The sequence below is a fragment of the Halobellus sp. GM3 genome (assembly GCF_052545375.1).
The window spans coordinates 184,259-204,693 of the sequence record NZ_JBQWLT010000003.1 but is presented as its reverse complement, the minus strand read 5'-3'; the positions used below and the strand labels follow the sequence as shown (position 1 = coordinate 204,693).

General features: G+C 68.8%; 9 protein-coding genes. 5 read left to right on the top strand and 4 right to left on the bottom strand.

What is annotated here, in order from left to right; all coding sequences use genetic code 11:
* Window positions 1-112 precede the first annotated feature (112 nt).
* The 5 genes from ACT3HL_RS06370 to ACT3HL_RS06350 all read left to right on the top strand — a co-directional run bounded on the left by ACT3HL_RS06370 (window position 113) and on the right by ACT3HL_RS06350 (window position 12,016).
* Window positions 113-3,511 carry a tubulin-like doman-containing protein gene (locus tag ACT3HL_RS06370; protein WP_445085977.1) on the top strand — a complete coding sequence of 1,133 codons (3,399 nt, stop codon included), beginning with the start codon at window positions 113-115 and terminating at the stop codon, window positions 3,509-3,511.
* Window positions 3,511-4,920 carry a hypothetical protein gene (locus ACT3HL_RS06365; RefSeq protein WP_445085976.1) on the top strand — a complete coding sequence of 470 codons (1,410 nt, stop codon included), beginning with the start codon at window positions 3,511-3,513 and terminating at the stop codon, window positions 4,918-4,920. Before ACT3HL_RS06370 ends, ACT3HL_RS06365 begins: the two co-directional genes overlap by 1 nt.
* Before the next feature lie 128 nt (window positions 4,921-5,048).
* A complete protein-coding gene (locus ACT3HL_RS06360) occupies window positions 5,049-7,184 on the top strand; it encodes a hypothetical protein (protein ID WP_445085975.1) in 2,136 nt (711 codons plus the stop codon).
* Window positions 7,185-7,311: 127 nt separating this feature from the next.
* Window positions 7,312-8,604, top strand: a complete 1,293-nt coding sequence (locus tag ACT3HL_RS06355; protein WP_445085974.1) for a hypothetical protein — start codon at window positions 7,312-7,314, stop codon at window positions 8,602-8,604.
* A gap of 133 nt (window positions 8,605-8,737) precedes the next feature.
* Window positions 8,738-12,016, top strand: a complete 3,279-nt coding sequence (locus ACT3HL_RS06350; protein WP_445085973.1) for a hypothetical protein — start codon at window positions 8,738-8,740, stop codon at window positions 12,014-12,016.
* Between the two features lie 28 nt (window positions 12,017-12,044).
* On the opposite strand, the gene ACT3HL_RS06345 is transcribed toward ACT3HL_RS06350, so the two are convergent.
* Genes ACT3HL_RS06345 through ACT3HL_RS06330 form a run of 4 tightly spaced genes read right to left on the bottom strand, consistent with a single transcriptional unit; the run spans window position 12,045 to window position 20,435 of the window.
* A complete protein-coding gene (locus tag ACT3HL_RS06345) occupies window positions 12,045-14,759 on the bottom strand; it encodes a hypothetical protein (RefSeq protein ID WP_445085972.1) in 2,715 nt (904 codons plus the stop codon).
* The gene (locus ACT3HL_RS06340) at window positions 14,749-15,915 is read right to left on the bottom strand and encodes a hypothetical protein (protein ID WP_445085971.1); all 1,167 of its coding nucleotides are present in this window, start codon (window positions 15,913-15,915) and stop codon (window positions 14,749-14,751) included. Before ACT3HL_RS06340 ends, ACT3HL_RS06345 begins: the two co-directional genes overlap by 11 nt.
* Window positions 15,916-17,469 carry a hypothetical protein gene (locus ACT3HL_RS06335; RefSeq protein WP_445085970.1) on the bottom strand — a complete coding sequence of 518 codons (1,554 nt, stop codon included), beginning with the start codon at window positions 17,467-17,469 and terminating at the stop codon, window positions 15,916-15,918.
* A 2-nt stretch (window positions 17,470-17,471) separates the two neighbouring features.
* Window positions 17,472-20,435: a hypothetical protein gene (locus tag ACT3HL_RS06330; RefSeq protein WP_445085969.1), complete on the bottom strand. Its 2,964-nt coding sequence runs from the start codon at window positions 20,433-20,435 to the stop codon at window positions 17,472-17,474.

The window sequence follows — 20,435 nt, the reverse complement described above, 5'->3', positions numbered from 1 at the left end:
GTATCCGTCCGCTCGATCGCGGGCTCACCGTCATCCCGCGGGAGACCGACCCCGGCTAGCAAATCTGTGTCTACGGCAATACTTATACTGGCTCGTTCAGCAAGGTGCAACTATGTCTAGTGAAGGGGACAGTCAGGGACGAGAACAGATTCGGTGTCACTTGCCTGACAATATTATCGGGATCGGCAACGCGGGGAAGACGGTCGTCGGTCACTATCTCTCGCAGGATTGGATCATCGAGGAGGGCGTCGCCGCTCGCGACGGCGAATCGAACCCGGAGGGGTTCGACGCCTACATCCTCGATACGGCCACGGATGAGCAGACCGACGACGAGGCGCGCGTCGACGCGATCAACGAGCGGATCAGGCGGATCGCCGAGCAGTCCGGCCGGCAGCCCGAGATCGTCGGGACGGAGGCGACGTACATCAATCCGCTCGATCACGCCCCCGACGACCTCATCTCGCGGGCGGGGTTGACGTCGGAGGCGACCGTCGGCCGTATCGCCCAGCAGGCGAACTTCCGCGCGTGGTGGCTCGAAAACGACGACCGGATGCTGACGAACGGCTACGAGCAGGGCGTGCTCCGCCGTCGCGGGCTGAGTAAGGCGCTGCTGCACGCGAGCCAGACCGGCGGCGGGCCGGTCGAGCAGCTCCCGCGCGAGCTCGACGGGACGACCACCATCGTCGTCGGTATCGGCGGCGGCACCGGGTCGGGGATGTTCATCGATCTCGCGAAGCAGATCAAAGACGAGGGCGACGAGCGGGAGGTCAACCTCATCGCGACGATCCCCGGCCTTGAAGAGAAGGACCGCCGGACCGCGAACGCGTTCGCGACGCTCTCGGAGCTCGAGTACCTCGCGCTGCAGGAGCGGAACCCCTTCACGAACATCGTGCTCGTCCCGTTCGGCCCCGCGCGCGAACTACAGGACAGAGAGACGTTCCTCGACGGCGTCGTCCAGACGATCGTCGCCCGCGAGAACACGACGAACGACTTCATCGACTTCCTCGACGAGAGCGCGCCGAACGACCCGCCGCGGGCGTTCGCGCCGTTCACGGTCGCGATCCCGCAAATCCTCCGGTACGACGTCGGCGACATCATCGAGATCGCCGACTCGATCGAGACGTACCGGAAGGAAAAGCAGGCGGCGCTCGACACCGAGCTCGCGCTGTACCGCGAGCTCCACGACTTCTTCATCGACGAGTGGGACGGCGAGATCGGCCGCGCCCTCGAAACCGCACAGAGCGGTCGCCGCGTCACCAACGACCAGTTTACGCTGAGCGGCGACGAGGCGAGCTCGCTGCGGAACCGCCTCGACGACCTCGAGGCGTGGATCAGAGACGAGGAGACGTTTGGCCACGTCGACAACCGCGCGCTCGACACGTGGCGCGAGCAGCTCAACGGCTGGATCGAGGGGCTCCGCGACACGTCCGGGGACCTCCCGGACAAGGAGTTCAAAAAGCTGGTCGTCACGCGGCTCCCCGACCGCGTCGAGTCGCTCGACCCCGTCGAGGACCTCTACCCCGGCGAGGAAGAAGAGAGCAAGCTGGATCAGACCTTCCGCGACGAACTCCGCGCGATCAAGCTCCGGTCGAACCTCCTGCGCGCGCTCAAGATCGTCGACGAGGACGAGGTGAAAGAGGCGCTGACGGCGGCGATCTACCCGAACCGCGACGGCTGGGTGGGCGGCACCCGCCTCGGGGACAACGTCAATCAGCTGGAGCGGGAGATCGAACAGCACGAGACGAACCTCGGGATCCTCGACGACCTTGAATCCGATCTCCTCCCGGCCAGGGACCACAACAAACAGGCGTGGCGCGAGGAGGTCGAAGACGACATCGACCTCCTCGTCGCCCTCGAGACGCACGGCGAGGAGATCAGATCGCAACTGCAGGAACTCGAAGAAAAGCTTGAGGGCGCGTTCCGGACGATCAACAACGCGAACGACCCCGGAGAGATCCCACAGAACCTCCTCGACTTCGACTTCGTTCACCTCAACGAGCGCCTCACCGCAGTCGAACTCGACCCGGTCGACAGCGACGCCATCCAGCGGACCGTCGATCGGGCGGCCGACGCCTACGAGGCGTGGTACGAGATCAACGACGGCGGGATCCTCAGCTCGTTCCTCGGGGACAAAGAGGACGCGAAAGACCGCTACCGGGACTACATCGACGAGATCGACGACCGGTACGTCCTCGTGAGCCCGACGGGCGAGCGCGACGACTTCGATCACGACTTCGACTGCGAGTTCGTCGCGAACGGCGCGTTCGACAGCGTCGCCGGCCGGCTCGACGAAAAGCGCGAGCGGCACCTCGAGTACGTCATTCGGCAGTTCGAGGAGACGGTCGCCGAGTTCGACGCGGCGGACGTCGTCGAGGAGTACAGAGCGCAGTGGGTCGGCGACGACTTCCGACTCGAGTGGCCGGGCGACACGGCGGACGCGTCCTCGGACCTCAGAGAGCGGCTCACCTCGGACCTCGACGTCCGCTCGGCCGACGAGCTCCTCGACGAGCTCCTCGCGGACGGCACGGGCTATGAGGACGCCGGGATCGCCCACGTCGCGTTCCACGACGCGTACGTCGGCCCGGTCGAGGCCGAGCGCGACCGGATCGACGCCGACGTCTCGGAGCTACGGGGCCGCGTCGACATCTACGAGCGCCTCAGAGAGATCGTGATGAACCGCGGGGAGAACTTCGACGGCATCGGCCCCGCGCGGCCGCAGATGGACGACATCCCGACGACCACGCTCAACAGCGACAGTCCCTACGTCACGAAGACGAAGTCCGTCGACCAAACCGGACTGCGGCAGTACGCCGACATCGCGGAGTCGGGCATCTGGCAGAAGCAAGACAGCGACGAGATGCGGAAGATCCGGACGCACTTCGAGCGCTTCGCGGAGAACGTCGGCCGCAACACCGACATCGTCGGCCTCTCGAAGCGCCGCATCGAGGTCGCGACCGGCAGCGGCGCCGGCGAGTACAGCGACGTCACGAACCCCGTCTTCGACGGCCACTACGTCGGAAACGTCTTCATGGGCCGTCCGTTCCCCAACGAGAACCCGGCGCATCCGATCTTCGACAGCGTCAAGGAGACGCTCGACGACTCCAGTCTGTACTTCCGCGAGGGCGAGAACGGATACAGCCAGCAGTCGGTCGGCTTCGGCGCGCCGTGGGACCTCTCGATGCTCACGTTCATCGGCGGGGTCTTCCTCGATAACCTCCGGCCGATCCGCCAGCCGAGCAAGGGGTACAAGAACTCGTACGAGTCCCAGCGCGAGGAGCTCCGCGAGGGCGTCCGCATCCGACACGTCCACGGCGTCGACGGGAAGGACGACACCATCGGCGAGGACGGCGAGGGCGGCTACGTGTACCGCGATCGACTCCTCGACCTCGACGATGCGGACGACCTCTACACGCTCTTGGACGCGACCGAAGAGGAGATGGTCGACATCCTGCTCGACGAGTACGTCGGGAAGACGACCTTCCCCAGCTCGATCGACCTCCTGTCGGAATAATGGGACGCTCGGATTCACGACGGAGAGACGCCCTTCGGCTCGCGGTGGCGCTCGTCGCGATCCTCGCGGCGACGGCGGCGTCCTCGCGGATGCTCGTCGCCGCGTGGGACGATCACGGGCTCGTCTACCACCTCGTCCACGGGTTCGGCCGGACGATGGGCTGGGGCATCACCGGCGTCGTCGTCTTCGCGGCGCTGTTCGGCGCGGTGCTCGTCGTCGCGTTCGCGCTCGACCGGGACAAGCACGTCCAAGGGCTCCTGCTCGTCGCCGCCATCGCGCTCGTGTTCGCCCCCACGCTGTTCGTGCTGGGTCGGTGGCGGATCGACTTCCTCGCGCATCCGGTGTCCGCGGTCGCCGGCGTCCTCGTCGGCGCGGTCGTCGTCGGGGTCGGCGCGTCGGTGCCGCCGCTCACTGACGGTCGGACGGCGTTTCCGAACGCCGCACGCGCGCTGTACGCCGCCGTCGCGGGGATCGCCGTCGTCGGCTTCCTCGAACGGTACCTCTCCTATGAGAGCCCGATCGTCGTCGTCGAGAACACCCCGAACATCGAGCAGGTGGCGTCGGGGGCGCTGACGCCGCTCGTCGATATCGTCTCCGTCTTCGCGCTCGTGTACCTGATGGGGTATTTCACGCGGTACTCGGACGTGACGGACGTCGTCGTCTCCTCGCCCGACGACGAGACGGTCGCGGGCTTCCTCGGCGGTCTCTACGACGTCGCCGACAGGACGTACGGGGCGACCTCCCTCGAGGGCGGCGACGTCTTGAACGCCGCGCGCAGCCAGCAGCACTCGCTCCCGCGAATCACCGGCCGGGTCGCGTTCCAGTATCACCCCGGCGACGGCGTCTTCGTCAGGCGCAGAGAGATCGCCTACGACAACATCCGACCGGTGAGCGACTCCGACGTGCGGTCGATGAGCGAGATCGCCGAGAAGCGGGCGTCGCTCGGCTCGCGGCTGTGGTTCGAGTTCCGACGGCAGCTGCTACTCGCCGCGCCGGGGTTCGTCCGCTCGCGACTCCGGCGCTCGGGCGGTGCCCACCTGGATCGACTCGTCCGCTCGGACGCCATCCTACTCCTCGTGTCCGTCGAGGACGTCCTCCGCGAATACGAGATCGAGGAGGGGAGCGACTTCGACGAATCGTGGGTCCGAGACCGGGCGTACCTCGACGTGTATGAGGGACTCGCGGCGGCCTGCTCCGGCGCGTCGATGCCGGACGTCTACGTGATCGCCACCGACGCCGACCGCGCGCTCGAACTCCACCGCTCGGACTCTCTCGACAGCGGCCCGTTCCTTCGGTTCCTCCGGACCGACGTGCTGCGGCTCGGTGACGCCTCCCGCGGCAGCGTCTACCCCGTTTCGGGCATCGGGGAGGATTCGGACGGCTACGACGACGTGCTCGCGTTACTCTGATAGGGCTCATCGACCCCGTCGATTCTCGCCGTCCCGCTACGCCGAGCACGGGGAACGCCCGGAGCGGTCTCCCCGACCGCCGATCCGTGAGGGTGGCTTTTATTATATCACCCGATATTCACATTCGTATGCCAACGTTCCCGTCGCTGACGCCTTCGAACCGGAGGCAACGACGTCTGCTCTTTTTCATCTCGGCGGTGTTGATGCTCCTCGCCGGGATTTCGGTGATCGAACTGCTCGCGACCGCGTGGGGGGCGTGGGGGCTCTCTCGAAACGCGCTCCGCGGCGCGATGAACGCGGTGGGGCTCCCCGCGACCGTGTTCTACTACCTCCCGCTCGGAGTGTTCGTCGGCCTCGTCGGCGGCCTGCTCTTGGACTCGTACAAATACTTCCAGGGTGTGATCGTCGCCGGTGCGACCCTGCTGGCGGTGCCCGCGATATTCCTCCCGCGTGGGGTCTTCATCGACCCCCTCGCGACGACGTTCGGACCCAACACGGTACTCACCGCGCTCATCGCGGCCGGAGTGACGCTGCGCGCCGGCGGCGTCACGTTCGAGAGCCTGCAGACGGACCCACGCGAGTACCCTCGCATCCCGGCGCTCATCTTCTGGCTCACCGTCGCGCTCGTGGCGCTCGGGCTCTTCGAGGCCCACGTGGCGTATCAGAGCCCGGTCCTCGCCGTGTCGGACGGGTACGTCCTCCAACCGTTCGCCTTCGAGGGGTTCGTCGGGACCGCCGCCGCCCAGCACATCGTCGGCGCGGCCATCCTGCTGCCGGCGCTTCGGTACTTCACCACCTACGAGCGCGGACTGAACGTCATTATGATCGGGCCGAAGCGCAGCGGCAAGAGCGCGGTGTTCGGCGGGTTACACCTCTACATCCGCGACAACGTCGATCAGGGCGGCGAGGCCGCGACCCGCGTCAGCACGCTGCGCCGGGACATCGAGAGCGGTCGGTTCCCCGAGGCCACGCCCGCGACGCTTCAGCGGGGCGGGGGAGGCGACGCGGGAAGCAGCCAGCCGATGCTGCTCGAACTGCCGTACTCGTGGGGGCGGTTCCTCCCGGCACGCGTTAAGTTCAGCGCGGTCGACTACCCCGGCGAGGCGCTCGAATCGATCCTCGAGAACGTCGTCGCCGCGGCCAGACGCCGAACGCAGGGCGAGACGGGGACGCTCGTCAGCGACGGCGGCGAGCGGGAGTCGTCGGGCTTCGACATCCCTTTCTCGGACTCGGACGACGACGGGGACGACGACGGCACGCGAGGAGCGGACTCCGCTGACGAGTCCGCTCCCGGGGCGTCGTCGGGCGACGAGACCGCGCCGGACGCCTCCGCGGACGAAGACACCGTCGAGTGGGACACGTCTTTCGGGTCAGACGCCGGATCGTCGAGTTCGACGGGGGGATCGGCCACGCGCGGCGGCGACACCGGGTCGGCACCCGACGAGGGTGACGGGTCGCCGTTCGGCTCGGAATCGAAAGCGACGCGGGCCCGTCGCGGTTCCGCCTCGAGCGGAACCGGCGGGCTCGGAGACCGGGCGGGTGCGTCCGGTTCCGCCGGCGGCGGACTCTTCGATCAGTCCGGTGACGACGCCGACGAAACCGCCGAACTGGATCCCAAGGCGTCCTGGGAGACCGCGACGGCGGTTGTGCGGGAGGCGACGAACATCGATCAGATGATCCCCGGCATCCGCGGGTGCGTCCACAACGCCGATCGGATCGTGCTGACGCTGCCGCTCGACGACTTCGTCGCGCCGGTCATCGAACGAGGAAACGTCCCCTCCTACCTGCGGGACCGCGTGATCGCCCCGGAGGAACTCGACGAGTACCGACGCAGCGAGATCCGCCCCATCGAGTACCAGGGCCGGACCTACGCGATAAAGGGCCCCGACCGGGAACCGCTGGAGAACTACCTGTTTTGGTACGAGTCGCTTCGGTCGGTGTACCCGGAGAAGGACATCGTCATCGTGGGGACGATGGCCGACTGGATGCTCGAGGACTTCCGGGCCAACCACTCCACGAACGACGCGCCGCAGGCGGACGCCTACGAGGACTTCTGTGCGTACGTCCGCGACGAGATCGTGCGGGAGCAGTCGCCGGCGATCAATCAGGTGTTCGGCGGGCGCGACCCCGATCCGCTGCATCTCCTCTGGTACAACATCGAGAACGAGGAGCCGGCCGGCACGGACGAACTCCGGATCGACGTCAGCGGTCCCGCGTCCGTGCTCAAGGGCGCACGGCAGTTTATGGAGCGCATAAACGAGTGAGGCCGCGAAGATGTCCCACGCGGACCGGCACGCGACCGACAAGACCGACACGACGGCGGCGAACAGACGATGACAGACACGATCCGATGAGTCAGACGATGACAGACACGATCCGACGCGTCCGACGATGAGCCGATTCCGCCTCTACGGTAGCGGTGGCCGCCCGGTGTACGACTCCGCGGGCGAACCCGCGGAGCGGCGGCTCGAGCAGATCAAACGGGAGTTCAACGCCGGCGTGGCGCTGTTTTACGACCCCGACGCAGGGCTGGTCCGAGCGCAGGTGAAGATCCACCGCCACAGCCCCGAGCAGTTCGTGGCGACGTATCAGACAGACGGCGAGGAGGACCTCTTGTCGTCGGTCACAGACCGCGTTCGCCGACTGGCCGAGCGCCGCGGGTGGACGATACAGCACGGAATCGGCGGCAATCAGGCGCTGTACGACACCATCGACGACGGCTCGGCGTTCGACCCGGAATCGGTGGCGGCTGTCGAGCGAGAGCTTTCGGCCGGATCGATCGCCCCCGAGACGATCCGCGAGGCGGTCACAGAACGCGGTGCAGTGGACCTGTACGTCCCGAACTACGAGGCCGCGGCCGCGACGCTCGCGTACGTCCGCGAGGCGTTCGAGGGGTACGCCGTCGCCGTTACCGAGTCGACCGATGTCGACACGATCGCCGGCGCCGACGTCTTCGTTCGCCCCTCTAGGGACGTCGATCGCGTCGCGCCCGGCCCGGAGTTCGCGGCGTGGCTCGACAGCCGGCAGACGGAAACCGCACTCGACGCCTTCGAGCGGGCCGTCGACGCCGCTCTTTCCCGGGACGAGGACGGATCGTCGCCGACGGCGCCGGACGCCTTGGCCGACGCGCTCGATCGCAGCGCGCCCGTCTCGGACCTCGGGCTTCGGATCGTCCCGTCCGACGAGCCGTCGGCCGGACGCCGCGAGCGCCGCCGAACGCTCCGGTACGGGCTTCCGGGGGCGCTTCTCGCCGCCGCCGTCGCCGGGGCGTTCTGGATCGGTGTCGTCCCCGACTCGGCCGCGGCGCTCACCCGCGGGCAGCTCTCTATCGGCGCGCTCGTCGTGGGCGCCCTCTGGCTCGGCTCCGTGTTCGCGATCCGGGTCCGGCGAGACGTGCGGGCGGGCCCCCCGCGAACCGAGCGGGGCCCCCAGTCCCGTTTCGAAGCCGACGACGACATCGGACGAGCGCTCGACGCGCTCGGGCGGCTCGCCGACGTCGCCGACGAGGAGGCCGTCAGCGAGGCGCTCACGGACGCGCTCGGACCGCACGGGGTCGAGGTCTGCCGGGAGTCCGAGCGGCGCCGGCAACGGTATCGGGGCGTGATCGTCGGGGTCGCCGCATCGGCCGGCGCGGCTGTGCTCGTCTTCGCGGTCGCCGTGCTGGCCGCGTCGGTGCTGGGATGACCCGGCGCGGTGGAGTTGACTTTTTATCGGTCCGCGTTGCACGTGTTGCTATGTCGAACAACCGTGCCCGGGCGTTCCGCGACCCCCGGCGAGTGGCGGCGCAGACCCGGCGCGAAGTGAGGTGGGTTCGCCGGTGACCCACGACGGAGCGCCGGACGAGTACGCGCCGGTGGGCGAAGTGGACACCGGATCAGTGGCACAGATCGCCGTCGGCGAGTCCCGAATCGCGCTCGCGTCCGTTTCCGGCGGGGTCTCGGTTCTCGACGCCGCGTCGGAGGCGCCCGTTCAGTTCGCTGTCGACGGGCGACCGCGAGGGCTCGCTGTCGACCCGCACCTGTACGTCGCCCTCGACGACCGCGTGCTCGGGTTCGATGCGGAGGGATCGAGGCGCTTCGAGGCGGAGATCGACGGCGCCTCGGCGCTCTGTGCGCTCCCCGACGCGTCGCTTCTGGTCGCGGCGACCGACGACGGGGGGCTCGTCGGACTCGACGCGACCGACGGCTCAGAGCGGTTCCGCGTCGACAGACCCCACGCTGACGTGACCGAGAACGTCGTCTTGGCGGGACGCGGCGACACCTTCCTCGCCGGCGCCTCGTGGTATCTGACAGCGTTCGATTCCGAGGGACGAATCCGACACGAGGTCGACCTCGACGGCGCGGTCACCGACCTCGGCGTGCTCGATCCCGTCGCCGTGGTCTCGCTCCGCGGCGGCCGCCTCGAGGGCATCGACGTCGACACGGGCGAGGCGCGCTGGGACGCCGACCGGGAAGTCGAGTGGCTGGCACCGAGCGGAACGGATCACGTCTACGCGGCCGCCGGCAGTCGCGTCCTCCGCATCGACGCCGACGGGGCCATCACCGAGGGAGAGACGCTCGGGACGGACGACGGAGGGGCCGACTCGCGAACGCGACGCGGGGACACGGACGCCCGCGCCGGGCGAATCGCCACCGCGACCGACGGATCGGTCGCCTGTCTGATCGACGGCCGCACGGCGGCTGTGTACCGACCCCGAGCGTCGGTTCCACCCGTCGACCTCGCGCTTCAGTCCGCGTCGGTTCGGACCGGTGAGGCGGTCACCGTCGACATCGAGCGGACGGGATCGCCCACTCGTGGGAGGGTCCGTATCGACAGCGACGACGCGTCGTTTCACCCCGCGTCGCGGGCCGTCTCGCTCGATGCCGAACCGCGGACCACCGCCTCGTTCACGCTCGAGGACGCCGAGGCCTCGACCGTCACCGCGACGATCGAGTACGTCGAAGGCGGTGACGCGGACGCCGGGCCGCCGGTAGAGGCGCGGGCGACACTGCGCGTTCGCGCCACGGGGGCCGCGCTGGAACTCGATACGGAGTACCGAGCCATCCAGAACGGGACCGCGGCGGTCGACGTGACCGTCGAGACGGCCGACGGAAGTGACCTCCCGCCCGTCACGATCTCGCCCGGCGACGTGACCGTCGAGCCGCCGACCGGTCGGTCCTCGCTGCGGCGCACTGTGTCGGTGCCGCTCGACACCGATCGCCTCGTCGTCACGCCGACAGACGACGGGTACGACCCCGTAAGCCGCTCCGTCTCGATTCCCGCCCGCCCGCTGTCGGTGTCCATCCACGGACGTGAGGGCGGGTTCGTCGACGTGACGTTCGAGAACGGCTCGCCCGTGCAGATCGAGGACGAAGCGCGCGTTCGCGGGGCGGCGCTGCCCTCGGAGATTCAGCGCCCGATCTCGCTCGATCCGGGCGACCGACTCACTCTCGCGCTCCCCGCCGTCGACAGCGGATCGTCGGAGGTCCGTGTCGAAACCGAGGCCGTCACCGAATCGGCGACGGTTATGATCGACCGAACCCCGCTCGCGTCGGCGGAATCGCCGTCACAGCCGGCCCCCAGCGCGCCGCCTTCGAGCGATCGGCCGACGGACCCATCACCCGCTACCCGTCCGACAGACTCCCCGTCCACGTCGAAACCGGCGACCACGGATGCGGGCTCGGACCGCGCGAGGCGAGAGCGGTCCGATCCCTCGACGACGACCCGCCGGGAGTCGCAGACCGGGTCTCGATCGGATTCGCAGACGACGGGCGGTTCAGCGTCGGAGCGGGCAGCCGATTCGTCGTCGAAGCCGACAGCGGAGTCGGGATCGGAGCCAACGACGGACTCGGGATCGGAGCCAACGACGGACTCGGGATCGGAGGCGGCAGGAACCGCAGTGCCAGACCCGACCACCGAGTCATCGTCCACGAACGATCCCGAACCGACGAACGCGTCCCTCTCGGATCCGGACGCGCCGCAGTTCTCCTTCGGCGCTGATCCGTCGGCGCCGGGCGAAGACGGCGGCACGGGCGCTCCGGCGGCCGAACCGATCGAGCTCTCCCGCGAGATCGGCGTCGAGTCAGTTCCCGAGGGGCACGCCGTCGAGGAGACAGTGGTGATCGAGAATCGAGCGAATCGACCGGTGACAGCGACGCTTTCGGCCGGCGACGAGCCCGAGCCGGTCGAGGTCGAACTGCCGCCCGAGGGCGACACTCGCGTGTCGCGGTGCCACGCAGCGTGGGATGCGCCCGCGCTGGAGGTCCCGCCGGTCACCGTGCGAGCCGACGGCGACTCGTATTCGCTCCCGGGAGCGTCGATCGACGTCGAGGACGCGCCGGTCGTCGTCAGACCGACGCTGTTCGAGCGGGCGTCCGAGACCGACGTCCGCGTCGAGCTCCGAAACGGCCTCAGCCGACCGTGTACCGTGGCTGAAATCGGCTCGGAGGGGTTCGATCGCACCGTCCCGTTCGACGACTTCCGGATCGACGCGGGCGCGACCGAGGCGGCCGAGACGACGTATCGAGGAACCCCGATCGCGGACCCCTCGCTGACGTTCGTCGGCATCGCGGAGCGTCGCCAGCCGATCCGGACGCTCGCGCCCGTGATCGCCCGGCAGGCCTCGCCGGTCTCCGTCGGCGTCGAGTCCGTCGACGTGCTCGGAGACCGGGACACGAACGTCGTCTTGCGGGTCGAAAACGAGAGCGACGTCGCCGTCGACGTGCGGATCGAGGCGACGGGCGACGCCCCCGACGAGTACCTCTACTCGATGTCGGAGATCGAGGCGCTCGAACCCGGCGAGAGCGACACGCACCGCGTCGAGTGCACCGTCGACGAGGACCGGATCGAACTGCCGGTCGAACTGCGGACCGTTTCGAGCGCCGATTCCTCGACGGCCGGCGGCGGGTCTGCGACCACCGGGTCGGCGGACGAGCCCGAACCCATCGAATCGACGGTGATCGTCTCGGGCGACCGCCACGCGGACGCGGCCGAGTGGTCGGTCGAACGCGCCGACGGCGGGGACGACGGGGGGGACGGCACTGGACTCACAGAGAGAGAACGGGGCGACACGTCCGCTTCCCCGACGACGCTGTCGACGCCGTTCGGACACTCCTGATCGGATTCTCGGATCGCGGTTCTCGAGGCTACTGGAGCGCCGCGCCCATCTGGACCGTCCGACGGTCCTGCATATACGCGTACAGGTTTCGTCCCGTCCTGAGGAGCACGCCGGCGACCGCGACGCCGTAGATCCCGGTCGCGCCCCACAGACCGTACTGCGTGAGCTGAAGCCGCTGGAGCGTGGCCGCGCGCTCCTGACTGATCGAGTCGGCCTCCTGCGTCGCGCCCGCCTCGGAGTAGGTCTCCGTCGCGGCGGCGTACGCCGCGTCGATCCGTTCGATGTCCGCGGAAATGGGGTCCAGACGCGCGGGGTTCAACACCAGCGGCTGGTCGAACAGGACGAGCGTCGCGTTCTCGCGGATCGACGCGCGGACCGCCCGCGCGTCCTCGACCGAGTCCGAGGCGTCTTCGACCTGCGAGAGGTACGTCTCGAAGGCGGCCGTGGACTCGCCGTTCAGCTCCGAGGCGCGTTCGGAATCGCCGCGGATCTCCGCGAGTCGAGCGAGCTGTCGGTTGGCGTTCGCCCGCTGGAGCGTCGAGGGCTCGCCGCCCTCGTCGCCGGCGAGCTGCGATTCGTAGAACGACTCCTGGATCTCGACCTGTTCGTCAGTCGCCGTCTGCGCCGCAGAGAGCGACCCGGACGCCGACGATTTCACACGCTGGGAGTCGATGCGATCCACGTACTGGGCCATCGCGTTCTGCGTCGCCCGTGCTCTGAGCACGTGCTCTTGGGCGGCCTCCGAGCCGTTCTGCGTCCGCGCCTCGTCGGCCGCCTCCAGCGAGTCGAGGAGCAACAGGACGGTCTCGGCCGCGGCGATCGTCTCGGTCAGATCGCCCTCGGGAACGTCCTCGCCGTCTCTGAGCTGCGATTCGAGCGCTTCGAGTGACTCGGTCATCCCCGCGGCGGTCTCCGCGCGCGGGCCGGACCCGCCGTCGTACGCCGCGAGCTCCTCGGAGATGGTGTCGAACGAGTAGGGCGTCGGCCGCGCGGTCACGGTCACGGTCTGTGCCTCCACGCCGTCGCCGCGGATCTCGAACTCCCACTGGTAGACCTCGTACAGTTCCGCGGACGTGTCGAACGTCGCCGCGAAGACCAGCGGCGCCGACTCGCCGGCTTCCAGCGACCTCGGCCGCTGGACGATCTCGAGGTACTGATCCGGCCCGGCGGTCCGTTCGATCTCGACGTTCGGCACCGACTCGTACTCTAAGACCTCCGAGACGTCGACGCTCGTCGTCTGTCGGCTCGTCACGGTCACGTCCCCGAATTCGAGGTCGTTCCGTTCGACCCCGAGCTCCGGGACGTGTTCGATCGTGAGTTCGCGCGTGATCGACTGCGAGCCCGCGCTCCCCGCGTCGACGTCGACGGTGAAGGAGTGGCTCCCCTCCGGCGTGTCGGGATTGGCCTCCAGCACCACGGTCGCGCTCCCGGTCGAGAGCCCGCCGACGGTGCCGGGGGCGTCTTCGACCCTGGCGTCGACTTCCGCGGTGTCCGTGCTCACGTCGATGTTCTGAATATCCATATCCAGGTCGCCGGTGTTCTCGAAGGTGACCTCCGTCTCGCTCTCCTGGACGCTGGCTTGGGAGCGCGGCACGTCGAAGACGTTCTCTGCGCCCTGTCCGTCCACGGAGCCGAGGTTCGCCGGGTAGAACACCTCGCCGTCGACGTTGATGGTCTCGGTGGGGCTGTCGGGGTCGTTGGGCGTCACCTGCACCTGCCAGTGAAGGTCGGCGTGTTGGTCGGCGTCGGAGTTGGCCCTGACTTCGACCTCCACCGTGTCGCTCCCGCCGGCGCTCGTGCTGAACCCGCCCGCTCTGATTACCATCGAGCCGTCCTGATCGGTGCCGATCACGTTGACGTCGAGCCCGCTGACCCCCTCGAACCCGGCGGTCTCGCTGACGGTGACGTCCACGGTCTCGCTCTGACCGCGGAGGACGCCGCCGACGTCGACGTCCTCGATGTCGATGACGGGCGGCTTCGTGACTTCGATGTCCGCGCTGAAGTCCTGTTGGTTCCCGAGGTTGTCGGTGATCGTCCCCGAGATGGTGTAATCGCCCTCCGAAACGGACGAGTCGACGGCGACGTCCAGCGACGCCGTCCCCGAACTCCCGGCGTCGACCTCACTGGAGAGCGAGTCGACGGAGACGTCGATGCCGCTGGGGCTGTTGATGTTCTCGACCGACTCGGGGACCATCACCCCCTGCCCGTCGTTATCGAAGTTGACGTCGACGCTCCCGGTGGCCTCGTCGCTGTCGCGGAAGGTCACTGTCTCGGTCGGCGAGGAAGCGCCGCCGAACGACGGTTCCAAGAGCGTCACGTCGAGGTTCAGGGTTTCGGAAACGCTCGTCGAGCCGCCGCTGACGGAGACGGTCGTGCTGTGTCGCTGCTCGCTCGCGCCGGAGGAGGCCTGTCCCTCGTAGGTGACCTCGTAGGTGTGTCCGGCTTCGACCGTCCAGGTCTCTGAGGACCCCGATCCCCCGTCGCGGTCGTTCCAGCTCTCGAACTCGAAGACGACGTTCCCGCCGTCAAGTTCGCGTGAGTTCGTGGCCGAAACCGTCTCGTTCGCGCTCGCCGTGAACGTGAACGACATCTCGTCGGACACCCGTTGGTTATCGAGCGCCTCGTCGAGTTCGACGCTGCCGTTCGCGGCCGCCGCCGGCCCCGCGAACGCCGAGAGCGCCACGAGCGCGGCGACGAGGACGACGGCGACGCGCCGCGCCGTCGCGGAGCGGTCACTCGACATCGGCTCGCACCTCCGTCGGCATCGGCGTGAGTATCGATCCGACCGACGCCGCCCGCCTGTCTTTCGCCCACAGCGAGATGCGGCCGGCGATGAGCATCGTCGGAACCGCGAGCAGCGCCGCGTACGCGAGAAGCAGCAGCGCCGAACCGATCGCGAGCGAGAGCAGCGTCGAGGAGCTCTCGTCGGCGAGCGACTGCAGTTCTTCGGTCCGCTCCAGATTATGCGTCTCGGCGATCCGAACGGCCTCGCTGCCGGCCGCGCTGGCGGCCCTCGCGTCGCTGTACAGGCCGAACACGCCGGTGCTGTGCGTCGTGACGGCGCTCACGGCTCCCGCGCAGGTGTCGCCGCACTGCCCGAGGAAGGCCTGCGCGGCCGCGATCGACTCGTTCATCTCCTCGCGGTCGCGCTCGTAGGCGCTCGCCAGTTGCTCGGCCCGCACCGAGACCTCCGCGAACCGGTCGCTGGAGCCGCCGGCCCGGTACGCCTCGCCGGCCCGTTCGAGCGCGTCGATCCGCGCGGGCGTGCTGATGTCCTCCCGCGAGCGCTCCTCGAACCTGTCGCCGAGCGAGCGGAAGAACCGATCGAGCGCGACGCCGGCCAGCGAGCTGTACTGGGTACCGCCGGCCGATTCGAGTTCAGAGAGGCTCTCACGGGTCGTCTCCGCGGACTGGAGGCTCCCGCTCAGGTCGCCCTCCTCGGCCGCCTGATACGCCTCGTCGAACCGCACGAGCGTCCGTAGCACCGCCCGCATCCGCTGTCTGTCCGCGTCCTCGAAGTCGCCGGCCTGGACGGACACGACCGCCTGCGTCCGGATCACCTCGAACTCGCTGTAGGTCTCGAGCGACCCCTGCCCGGAGAGTTCCCGGAACGCGGCGAGGAACTCGTCGCTCGTCTGCGGCCCCTCGACGTCCACCTGTGCGGTGACCGACCGGCCGTCGAGCGCCGCGCTGCCGCCGCGCTCGGCGTCGGGTTCGGCAGCGACACGCTCCGGGTCGATCGCCGAGACTCGCCCCGTGTCGAGCGCTGATTCGTCCGTGTCCGATACCCCCGTCGTCGCTGACTCCGCCGCCGCCGGGACGGTCGCCGCGCCCGCGGCGGAGACGACCAGTCCGACGACGACTGCGAGCCTGAGTAGCACCCCGTTCATATCGTTCATCTAGTACACTCCGCTGTTCAGCCGGTCGACCAGCGCGTCGCGCTCGAAGAACGACGCGACCGCATCCAGCAGACACACGCCGACGAACCCCCGGGCGATGGCCGTGAGTTCGTCGTCGACACCGCCGGTACGCACGGCGTGGTCCCGGACGCACTCGTGAACGCGCCGAACCGGCCTGATCTCGACCACTTCGCTCCACTGTCGGTTCAACAGTTCATCGGTCTCTTCGAGTCTATCGCGGAGGTCCGCCCGAGTGTCCGCAGCCCCGCGTTCGATCCGCTCGAAGAACGATTCGAGGTCGACGTCGCCGCCCCACGACGCTTCGACCGACGGTATCGACTCACAGGCGTGAAAGAGCTTCTGATTCCGCCGGTCCGACATCGCCTCGTCGACGACGTCGATGCCGTCCCCCGTGGCGTCCAACAGCGCGTCGACGACCGCCGTCAGATCCTCGTCTGTCTCGAAGGCGCGTTCGGGATTCGCCCCGATCGCTTCGACCAAGCCGAGCACGGATTCGAGCACCGTTCCGTAGTAATACGGGATCGCGGCGTCGCGGTTCCGCGCTGCGCTCAACCCCTCGATTCGCTCTCTGAGCTCCGAGCGTCGTTCCCGCTGTGCGTTCGACAGCGAGAACGCGGTTTCGATCGACAGCGTGACCGCGGTGGTCTCGTCGGCCGCGACGGTCGCGGTCTCGGTCACGCGAGCGGTCTCGACCGCCGAGAGGGTCGGATGCGCCGAGAGCTCGTACCGTCCGGTCGGCAGTTCCGTGACCGTCATCCGGCCCTCGCCGTCGGTCGGGATCGTGCCCGGATCGGCGTACGCCGTCGCGTCGCCGCCGACCGGCGTGATGTCGACCTCGACGCCCGGCCAGCCCCGTGAGCCGACCGTCGTTTCGATCTCGAGGGTGCCCACGCCGGGGGCGATTTCGAGCGAGACGCCGTTCCGGACCGCGTCCTCGACATCGAGCTTCGTAGTCTCGTCCGGGATCCCCTCGTACGCGGCCGTGACTGCGACCGTCGCGGCCGAGCGCGGTAGCTCGACGCGAGCGCTGCCGTCGGCGTCGGTCACGAGTTCTGTTTCGCCCCCCACGTCCGGCTCGACCGTCACCGTCGCCCCCTCCAGCGGCTCGCTGTCGAGTCCGCCGGTCACCCGTATCGGCACTTCGCGCGGCGGGACCGCGAGGAGGACCCGTTCGCTCCCGATATCCGAGACCAGCTTCGTGCTCTTTTCGGTGATCGTTCGCTCTCCCTCGATGACCGAAAAGCGCCACGTTCCGGGGGGGAGCGACCGTTCGCAGACCCCGCCGTCGAGTTCGACCCGCGCTTCGGTCTCGCTCGTCGACTCGGGGTCGCCGCCACCGTCGCCATCTCCGTCGCGCTCGACGACCCGCTCTGCGACCACCGCGTCCGCACCGTCGTACGGTTCGCCGGCGCGCTCGTCGACGACGTGGCAGGCGACGCGGACGTTCGTGACGCTCTCAGCGTAGAGTTTCGTGATGCCGGTCACCACCACGAGCGCGCCGAGTGCGAACGCGACCACGCCGCCCCAGTCCATCGTCAGTACCCTCCGCTGTTGAGCCGCTCTATCAGCGCGTCGTGCTCGAAGAGCGACTCGATCGCGTCGAGGAGGCATATGCTGACGTACGCCTGCGCGACGACCGTGAGTTCGTCGTCGACGTTGCCCGAGCGCCTCGCGAGATCGCCGATCCGATCGTGGAGCTTCCGCGCGGGGCCGATCTCGCCGACCTCGCCCCACTGTGTATCGAGGAACTCGTCGGTCTCCGCGAGCCGGTCGCGAAGCGCCCGCCGGCCTTTGTCGCCACCCTCGGACGTCCGCTCGAAGAACGATTCGAGGTCGGCGTCGCCGTCCCACGACGGCTCGACCGACGGCATCGACTCGCAGGCGCGGAAGAGTTTGATGTTCCGTCGCTCCGACATCGCGCCCTCGACGGCGTCGATTCCCTCGTCGGTCGCACGCAGCAGCGCGTCGGTGGTCGCCCCCGGCGGTAGCCCGGATTCGACGGCGCGTTCGGGCGCCGCTTCGATCGCCTCGACGAGATCGAGCACGGAGTCGAGTACCGTCCCGTAGTAGTACGGAATCGCGACGTCGCGATTCCGCGCGGAACTCAGCTCCGCGATTCGGTCACGGAGCTCAGAGAGCCGCTCGCGCTGGGACCCCGGCAGCTCGAAGGAGATATCGATCGACAGCGTGACCGCGGTGGTCTCGTCGGCGTCGACGGTCGCCGTCTCGGTCACGCGGGCGGTCTCGACCGCCGAGAGGGTCGGATGCGCCGAGAGTTCGTACTGCCCGGTCGGCAGCTTCGTGATCGTCTTTCGACCCTCGTCGTTGGTCGTGATCGTCCCCGGGTCGGCGTACGCCGTCGCGTCGCCGCCGACCGGTTTCACGTCGACCTCGACGCCCGGCCAGTGTCGGGATCCGACTGTCGTTTCCACGTCGATCGAACCGATTTCGGGAGCCATCTCGAGTTTCACACCGTTTCGTGCCGCGGCGTCGACTGGCTGTTTGGTCCGCGCGCTCGGCAACTGGTCGTACTCTGATTCGAACACCACCGTCGACGCCGACCGGGGGATCTCGAATTCCGCGCTGCCGTTCGGATCGGTCCGCCGGGACCGCGGCGCCGGGTCACCGACGTCGGGGTCGGCACGCACGACCGCCCCCTTCAGCGGCTCGTTGTCGATTCCGCCGGTCACTCTGGCGGTTATCTTGTAGGGCGGGACCGACAGCGGGACCTTCTCGCTGTCGAAATCGACCTCCAGCGTCTTTTGCTTCTGTCGGATCGAGCGGTTGCCCTCGATGACGTCGAACTGCCACGCCCCCGGTTCGAGCGCCTCCTCACCGATGCCGCCGTCGAGTTCGATCCGGGTTTCGTTCGCCGATGCCGTGTTGTATCCCGAGCGCTGCCCCCCGAAGTTACCGTCGAGCGGGCGCGCGACGACCGCGTCGGCGTCCGTGTAGGCCCCGCCGCCCCGATCGTCCGCGATGTGGAAGGTGACGTCGATGGTCGGCGTCTTCGCCGGCGACTTCCCCGGCGACGACCTGCCGCCGATCGCGCCGAGGACCGGAAGCGTGACGATCGGACCTCTGGACGAACGCCGACGGTACAGCAGGACTCCCACGATGAGGACGAGGAGAACCGCGAAGGCGACTCCCCCGGCGATCCACGGGTTCGACGTGACCGCGTCCGTGAGACCGCCCAGAGTCGACGCGAGCATCCCGGCGAGACCGCCCGCCCGCTCGTCGGTCTGTCCGGCCGTCGCCCCATCGCCGCCGCCGTCGCCGCCGGTGTCCGCGCCGAACGTGGCGTAGACCGATCCCGCGTCCGCGAAGTCGATGAGCAACTGGTCATCCTCGCTCAGAGCGACGTTTTCGTCGGAGATCGACAGCGTCCCGTTGTCGAGACTCGCGTCGTACCGCTCGACGCCCTCGTCCGTCTCGACCCAGAGCGCGTTCACGGTTCCCCCGTCCGGCTCGGGATCCAGCGAGACCGTCCCGTCGCCCTCGAGCGTCGCGCCGACGGCTCTCGAGGTGAGCGCCACGCTCTCGCCTTCGATCAGCGCGTTCCCGTTCCGATCGACCGTCAGGCTGATCCGATCGGCCGCGAGCAGCGTCGAACTGTCCGCTACGAGTTCGCCGCCGCCGTCGCCCGCGGTCGCGTCGAGGCGCTCGAGATACCGCCCGTCACCGTCGGCCGGTCGGGCGTCGATCACGTACGTCTCGCCCGCGACGAAGAACGGGTTCGAGAGCGCGACGCCCGCGGCGGTCCGCTCGCCCGTCGTCGGGGGATTCATCGCCCCGAGGTCGACGGTCGCGGACCCCGCGAGGTAGTCGGCCTCGCCGGGCTGTCCGCCGACCTTGATCGGCCGCGGATCGTCGAGCAGTCCCAGATCGACGAGCCTCCCCCGGTCGATCACGAGGTGCGACTCGTTCGCCCCCTCCTCCCGCTGGAGCGACGCCGTGACCGATTCGGTCGTCTCGCCGACCTCGACGGTCAGCGGGACGTCTCCGCTCTCCCCGAGACCGACGGCGGTCTCGAAGTCGACGCGGAGCGCCCCGCCGTCGGTGAAGCTCCCCTGCGAGCCTCCCAACTTCGCATACCGGAGGTCGACGGTGTCGTTGAAGCTGGCGCCGCTCTCGTGGGTGACCGTCACGGTCGCCGCGGAGAGGTCTGTCGCGGCGAGGTCGCCCATATCGGTTCGCAGCGACTCACCGGTGATCTCGTAGACGTACGTCGAGGAGTCGTTTCCGGGCTGGACCGTTCGCTCATCTTCTTCGCCCTTGATTTCGATCGTGACCGTCTCCTCACCGCCGTCGAACGGTCCCGTCCCGTTCTCGATTTCGACGACGACGCCGCCGTCGCCGCTCGGGGAGATGTCGCCGCTTATCGCCCCGTTCTGCGCGCTGACGGCCGCGGGCACGAGCGCGACCCCGGCGACGAGAAGGAGCGCGCTCACCGCCGCGAGCAACACCCTCGACGCCCCGCCCTCGGTGTGTCGTCGCAT